This window comes from Roseococcus sp. SDR (genome assembly GCF_019083995.1).
In the GTDB taxonomy this organism is placed as follows: domain Bacteria; phylum Pseudomonadota; class Alphaproteobacteria; order Acetobacterales; family Acetobacteraceae; genus Roseococcus.
In genome coordinates this window covers 148879-155914 of record NZ_JAHRCU010000011.1, presented here as the reverse complement: position 1 = coordinate 155914, position 7036 = coordinate 148879, and the positions used below count along the sequence as shown (strand labels likewise).

The window sequence follows — 7036 nt, the reverse complement described above, 5'->3', positions numbered from 1 at the left end:
CGGCGTCTGGAGCCTGCACTTCATGCGTTTCGATCTCGGATGGATTGACACCAGAGGCCCTAAGGCCATCCTCAAAACCGTCAGGGATGTCCCCGAACACCCGTCAAACATCTTCCCAGTCTGAACAAGGCCCCAGACCCCCTTCGTTTCAGGTCTCGGCGCCGCCATTCACCGCCAGCATCTGGCCGTTGATGAAGGCGCCTTCGTCGGAGGCCAGCAGGCGCACCATGGCCGCCACTTCGGCGGGCTGGCCGAGGCGGCCGACGGGGACGCGCACCACCATCTCCTGCCGGTGCGCATCGGGCGCCACATCCTCGTCATCCGAGGCGATGGGGCCTGGCGAGATGGCGTTCACGGTGACGCCCTTCGGGCCGAATTCCTTGGCGAGCGACTTGGTCAGCCCCCAGACGCCATGCTTGGCGACGGAGACGGGCGCGCGGCCGGCATAGCCATGGATGGCGTTCATGCCGGCGAAGTTCACGATGCGGCCCCAGCCCGCTTCCAGCATGCCCGGCAGGCAGGCCTGGGAGAGCCAGATGGCGGCCTCGAGATCCACCGCGATCACGCGGCGGTAATCGGCCTCGGTGAGGTCGAGGAATTTGTTGCTGGGGCGCAGGGCGGCGTTGTTCACCAGCACATCCACGCGGCCGAAGCGGGCGATGGCGGCCTCGGCCAGGCGGCGGCAGGTGGCGCGGTCGCCCACATCGCCCATGGCGACATGCGCTTCGACGCCCAGCGCGCGGGCCTCCTTCGCCACGCGCTCGCAGGCGGCCTGGTCGGTGGAGCCGTTGATGACGACGTTCATGCCCTGCTTGGCGAGGGCGAGGGCGACCGCGCGGCCGATGTTGCGGCCGGCGCCGGTGATGAGGGCACAGCGGGTCATGGGCGTCTTCCTTCCGGTGGAGCTTGCGCGAGGGCCGGGTTTTCCGGCCAGTCATGCTTGGGGTAGCGGCCGCGCATCTCCTTGCGCGCATCGGCCCAGCCGCCCTGCCAGAAGCCGGCGAGGTCGGCCGTGATGGCGATGGGGCGGCCGGCGGGGGAGAGCAACGCCACTTGCAGGGGCACGCGCCCACCCGCGAGCGGCGGCATGGTGCTGAGGCCATAAAGGTGCTGCGCGCGGGCCTCGAGCGTCGGGATCTCGGCCGTGTAGTCCACGGCGGCGCTGCGGCCCTGGGGCAGGGCAATGCGCGGGGGGAGTGCCGCGTCGAGCGCGCGGCGGAGATCATGCGGCAGCAGCATGGCGTGCAGGTCGAGCGATTTCAGCTCGGCGAGTTTCGTCAGGCCGTTGCAGTAGGGCGCCAGCCATTCCTTGACGGTGGCGGCGAGGGTGGCGTCGCTCACATCGGGCCAGGGCGCGCCCTCCAGCGCCTGCATGCGCGCGATGCGGGCGCGGAGCTGCTTCGCGGATTCGCTCCAGTCGAGGTCGCGGAAATTGCGCTCGGCGGCGGCTTCGGCCAGCGCTTCGGCCATGGCGGCGGGGTCGGCGCCCGCGAGGGGGGATTCCTCCAGGATGAGCGGGCCGAACATCAGGCGGCGGCGGGCCAGGACGGCGCCGGCGCGGGCGTCGAAGCTCGCGCCCTCGACGGTCACGAAGCGTTCGGGGAAGCGGGCTTCCAGCAACGAGCGGCTGATGGGCGCTGCCATTCGGATGCGTGCCTCGGTGCCCTTGAGTTCGAGGTCGGCGACGGCGAGCAGGCTTTGCTTGGCCAGCGGATCGGCACTTGAAAGGCGCGCCCCCTGGCCGGAGGCGAGGCGGAAGGCGCCATCCATCGTGCCGCGCTTCAGTGCGATGCGGTCGGGGAAGCCGGCGGCCAGCAGCGCGCCGGCATCGCCCTCGGACGGCGTATTGCCATGCACGCCGAGGCGGCGGCGATGCAGCGCGGCGGCGCGGCGGATGGCGCGCAGCGCGATGCCGTCGCTCTCGGCATGGGCGTGGCCGTGCAGCACGTCGAGGCGCAGCGTGATGTCGGCGGGGGGCTCGCGGCCGCGCAAGGGGTCGCGCTCTTCGAGCAGCGCCGCGAGGTCGGCGGCGAGTGCGGCTTCCCCCTCGTTCTCGACGGCGCACATCATGCGGGCCAGGCGCGGATGCGTGCCCATGCGCGCCATGCGCTGGCCGGTCACGGTGATGCGGCCCTGCGCATCCAGCGCGTCGAGGTTGCGCAGCAGGGCGCGCGCGGCGGCGATCTGGCCGGCCGGCGGCGGATCGAGGAAGGGGAGCGCCGTGGGGTCCGCGCCCCAGGCGGCGCAGTCGAGAACCAGGCCGGAGAGCTCGGCCTCCAGCATTTCGGGGCGGTCCTGGAGCGCCATGCCGCGCTGCGTCGCCTCGCTCCAGAGGCGGACGGCGACACCCGGCTCGGTGCGGCCGGCGCGGCCGGCGCGCTGCTCGGCGGCGGCGCGGCTGATGCGGACAGTCACCAGGCGCGTGAGGCCTGTCGCGCCATCCAGCCGCGGGGCGCGGCGGAAGCCGCCATCCACCACGATGCGCACGCCCGGCACGGTGAGCGAGGTCTCGGCGATGCTGGTCGCCAGCACCACGCGGCGGCGCGGGCCTTGGGTGAGCGCCTTGTCCTGCTCGGCGGGCGAGAGTTCGCCATGCAGCGGCAGCACATCGGCGTCGAGGCCGCCCAGGCGCTCGGCGGTGCGGCGGATTTCGCCCCAGCCGGGGAGGAAGGCCAGCACATCGCCGGGCTCGCGCGCCATGATGCCGCGGATGGCCACCGCCATGGCCTCCGGCAGGTCGCGCAACTCGGTGATGTCGCGCTTCACATGCTCGATGCGGACCGGATGGGCGCGGCCGGCGCTTTCGATCAGCGGCGCGTTCAGCAGGCGGGTGAAGGCGCCGCCGTCCAGTGTCGCGGACATGGCCAGCAGGCGGAGTTCGGGGCGCAGCCCGGCTTGCAGATCCAGGCACAGGGCGAGGCCGAGATCGGTGTCGAGATGGCGCTCATGCGCCTCGTCGAAGATGACGGCGGCGACCCCTTCGAGGCCAGGATCGGATTGCAGGCGGCGGACGAGAAGGCCCTCGGTGATGACCTCGATGCGTGTCGCGGCGGAGGTGGCGCGGTCGAGCCGCGTGGAGAGGCCGACCAGGCCGCCGGGCTGCTCGCCCAGCAGGGACGCCATGCGGCGCGCGGCGGCGCGGGCGGCGACGCGGCGGGGTTCGAGGACGAGGAGTTTCTGATCGCGCGCCCAGGGCTCGTCGCGGAGCGCCAGGGGCACGAGCGTGGTCTTGCCCGCGCCGGGCGGCGCGACCAGGACCGCGTTGCTGCCCTCGCGCAGCGCATCGCGCAGCGCGGGCAGCGCCTCCTCGACGGGGAGCGTGGGCTCGCCCCTGGTTCCTTCAACCAAGGGCGTGAATCCGCCGCATCAACACCAACCTTATTCCCAGCCTTCGGCCACCGCCTTGCCGATCATGGTGCCGCTTTCGACGAGCTGATGCCCTGCGGCGATGTTGGCGGCGTTGATGCGGCCCAGATGCTTCGTCATCGTGTGGCGCAGCTTGCCCTGCTCGATGAGGGTGGCGACCTCGTTCAGCAGCAGGTGCTGCTTCGCGATGTCTGGCGTCTTGTAGATGGCGCGGGCGAACATCGCCTCCCAATGGAAGCTCGCGGCCTTGGATTTGAGGCGGCCGATCTCGATCGTGCTGAAATCATCAATGGCGCAGAGCGCACCCTGCGGGGCGACGGTCTCGCACAGCGCGCGCCAATGCTTCGCGGTCTGCGTGGTGGAGAAGATCCAGGGGATCGCATGGCCCAGCGCGCGGGCCTGCGCCACGAGGTCCTGGCTGTGGTCCAGCACCTCATGCGCGCCGAGCGCGTGGCACCAGTCGCGCGTCTCGGGGCGGGAGGCGGTGGTGACCACGGTGAGGTTGGTGAGCTGGCGGGCGAGCTGCACGGCCATGGAGCCCACGCCGCCGGCGCCGCCGATGATCAGCACCGCGCCCTTGCTTTCGCGCGTGATCCTGAGCCGGTCGAACAGCGCCTCATAGGCGGTGATGGTGGTGAGCGGCAGGGCGGCGGCTTCGGCGACCGACAGGGTCTTGGGCTTGCGGCCGACGATGCGCTCATCCACCAGATGGAATTGCGCATTGCTGCCGGGGCGGTTCACCGCGCCGGCGTAATAGACCTCATCTCCCTCGTGGAAGAGCTGCGCCTTGTCGCCCCGCGCACGCACCACGCCGCAGCAATCGAAGCCCAGGATGCGCGGTTCGCCGGCCGGGTCGGCCGCCGCGCGCAGCTTGGCGTCCACCGGGTTCACCGAGACGGCGCGGACCTCCACCAGCATGTCATGCCCGCGCGGGGCGGCGGGCTCGGGCAGGATGAGGTCGAGCAGCGCATCCTCATGCGTGGCGGGGTGGCAATGAGTATAGGCGACGGCCTTCATGCTGGGCATTCCTCGGGCGGATTTCTTGCGCGAGTCATACGCGAAGGGCTGACAGGGCGCGAGCGCGCCCCTAATTCTGTATGCACCGTCATCAAGGAGCCATGTGATGCAGGACCTCGCCTTCGCGCGCCGCGCCACTCTGTTGGGCGCGGCTGCCGCCGCGACGCTGGGCGCCGCGACCACCCCCGCCGCCGCGACCGGCGTGCCGCCGCAGAAGGGCGCGAACCCGCCCCGCTTCCAGCGCCTCAAGGTGGGCGATGTGGAGGTGACCACGCTGCTGGACGGCGCCATGCAGGGCCAGGCGTCGAACATCCCGAACTTCTTTCCCGACAGCACGCCCGAGACCATCGCGCCGCTGCGCGCGCGGGCCTTTGCCATCGAGGCCGGGCTGCACCAGCCGGTCGGCGCCTATCTGATCAACACGGGCCGCAACCTCGCCATGATCGATTGCGGCGGGCATTCGAGCTTCATCCCGACCACGGGGCAGACGCTGGATGCGCTGCGCGCCAGCGGCTACACGCCCGAGCAGGTGGATACGGTGGTGCTGACGCATATCCACCCCGAGCACGCGCTGGGGCTGAGCTATGACGGCGTGACCCGCAACTTCCCCAATGCCGAGATCGTCGTCACGCAGATTGACCACCAGTTCTGGACGGACCCGGCGATGGAGAGCCGCGTCCCGCAGGGGCAGCGCTTCATCGAGGCGGCGCGGCGGGCCATCCGCCCCTATCAGGGCCGCATCCGCACCACCGAGATGCGCGAGGGGCTGGAGGTGATCCCGGGCGTCTTCATGGACCCCGCGCCGGGCCATACGCCCGGCCATGTCAGCTACCGCGTGACGAGCCAGAACCAGTCCATCTTCATCTGGGGCGACATCGCGCATCAGATGGTGATCCAGCTCGCGCGTCCGCGTTGGCGCGTGGGCGTGGATGTGGACAGCGCCATGGGCGTGCAGAGCCGCCTGCGGACGCTGGACCTGCTGGCGACCGAGGGCGTGCTGATGGGTGGTGTGCATGTGCCCTGGCCGGGCTTCGGGCGCATCATCCGCGATGGCGAGGGCTATCTCTACGTGCCGCGGCCCGCGCAGTTCACCTGAATTCTGCCGGGCGGATTCACGCCATGGCCGTTCCGGCCATGGGCGATCCGGCCGGAGCGGTTCATTTCGCTGTTGGCGCGGGCGGGGGAATGTGCGGAAGATGCATCTTCCCCCGGAGCCCGCCCGATGAAGCCCTCGACCCTCGCCTTCGGCTTTCTCTGCGCCTTTCTCGGCGTGTTCTTCTTCCACCAGGCGGTGATCGGCTTCTACCACGGCATGGGCTGGGGGCCGAACCCGCCCTTCCGGCAGAACCCCATCGCGCCCTTCGGCGTGCCCCAGATCTGGAATGCCTGCTTCTGGGGCGGGATGTGGGGGATCCTCTTCGCGCTGCTGGAGCCCAAGCGCCCGGCCTCCATGCCGCTCTGGCTCTTCGCCGTGCTCTTCTGCCTGGCGCTGCCGCTGGTGGTGGGCGCCTGGATCCTGGTGCCGTTGATCAAGGGCCTGCCCATGTTCGCCAATGGCAACACGACCGCGATGCTGCGCAGCCTTGGCATCTACAGCGTCTGGGGGATCGGGCTTGCGGTCTTCTGGCGCGGGCTGCCGGCGGTGTTCCGGAAGGCCTGATCAGGCGACGGGTGTCAGCACCGGCTTGCCCGCGAAATGCGCCTGGAGATTGGCGACGACCATGCTCGCGGTGGCGAGGATGGATTCGGGCGAGCGGCCGGCGATGTGCGGCGTGATGATGAGGTTGGGCAGGGCGCGCATCGCGTCCGGCACCTCGGGTTCGCCATCCACCACGTCGATGGCGGCGCCGGCGATGCGGTTCGCGCGGAGCGCCGTGATCAACGCCTCCTGGTCCACCACGCTGCCGCGGCCGATATTCACCAGGTAGCCCTGCGGCCCGAGCGCATCCAGCGCCGCCGCATCCACCAGGTGCCGCGTGGCCGCGCCCCCGGGGGCGGCGATGAGCAGCACCTCCGCCCATTCGGCCAGCGCCTGGACGGAGGGGAGCCAGCGATGCGGGACACCCTCGCGCGGGCGGCGGTTGTGATAGGCGATCTCCATGCCGAAGCCGCCTTGCGCGCGGGCGGCGATCATCGCGCCGATCTCGCCGAGGCCGAGGATGCCGAGGCGCCGGCCGCTCACCATGGGGCGGGGCCAGCGCACGCCCATCCATTCGCCGGATTTCACCGCGGCATCGAGGCGCGGGATGTCGCGCAGCAAAGCGAGCGTCAGCGCCATGGCGTGGTCGGCCACGGAGGGTGCATTGGTGCCGGGGCCGTGCGTGACCACGATGCCGCGCGCGCGGGCCGCCGCCACATCGATATTCTCGGTCCCCACCGCGATGGCGCAGATGATCCCGAGCTTGGGCAGCCGGTCCATCTCGGCCGCGGTGAAGCCGGTCGCGCCATTGGTCAGCACGCAGCGCAGATCGGGCATGCTCGCGATGGCCTGGGCGCGCGCTTCGGGGCCCAAGGCCACATGCGGCGTGAAGCCGCCTTCCGCGATGCGGGCGAGCCGGTCGGCGTCGAGCGGGTTGAGGACGAGGAGCGGGATCGGGGCCATGCCCCTTTCTCGATGGCGCGCGCTGGCCTGTCGAGGGGTTGCGCTGGATCA

The 7036-nt window shown here is 71.0% G+C and carries 6 protein-coding genes; 2 read left to right on the top strand and 4 right to left on the bottom strand.

From position 1 onward, the window contains the following. Window positions 1-148: 148 nt before the first annotated feature. From KTR66_RS14230 to KTR66_RS14220, 3 genes are read right to left on the bottom strand one after another with little or no spacing between them, the layout of a single operon-like run. Window positions 149-883 (bottom strand): SDR family NAD(P)-dependent oxidoreductase, encoded by a 735-nt coding sequence (locus KTR66_RS14230; RefSeq protein ID WP_213613481.1) that lies wholly within the window; start codon window positions 881-883, stop codon window positions 149-151. After that, entirely contained in the window at window positions 880-3348 is a 2469-nt protein-coding gene (gene hrpB, locus KTR66_RS14225; RefSeq protein ID WP_213613479.1) for an ATP-dependent helicase HrpB, read from the bottom strand. Before hrpB ends, KTR66_RS14230 begins: the two co-directional genes overlap by 4 nt. Before the next feature lie 30 nt (window positions 3349-3378). Then, a complete protein-coding gene (locus KTR66_RS14220; RefSeq protein WP_213613477.1) occupies window positions 3379-4383 on the bottom strand; it encodes a zinc-binding alcohol dehydrogenase family protein in 1005 nt (334 codons plus the stop codon). Window positions 4384-4489: 106 nt separating this feature from the next. Between KTR66_RS14220 and KTR66_RS14215 the strand changes: the two genes are divergently transcribed. Both KTR66_RS14215 and KTR66_RS14210 read left to right on the top strand, forming a co-directional pair. Further along, window positions 4490-5479, top strand: a complete 990-nt coding sequence (locus KTR66_RS14215; protein WP_213613476.1) for an MBL fold metallo-hydrolase — start codon at window positions 4490-4492, stop codon at window positions 5477-5479. Window positions 5480-5605: 126 nt separating this feature from the next. Next, the gene (locus tag KTR66_RS14210) at window positions 5606-6043 is read left to right on the top strand and encodes a hypothetical protein (protein ID WP_213613474.1); all 438 of its coding nucleotides are present in this window, start codon (window positions 5606-5608) and stop codon (window positions 6041-6043) included. Here KTR66_RS14210 and KTR66_RS14205 read toward each other — a convergent pair whose 3' ends face one another. After that, on the bottom strand, window positions 6044-6985 hold the full coding sequence (locus KTR66_RS14205; RefSeq protein WP_213613472.1) for a 2-hydroxyacid dehydrogenase: 942 nt from the start codon (window positions 6983-6985) through the stop codon (window positions 6044-6046). It lies immediately after the preceding gene. Window positions 6986-7036 lie beyond the last annotated feature (51 nt).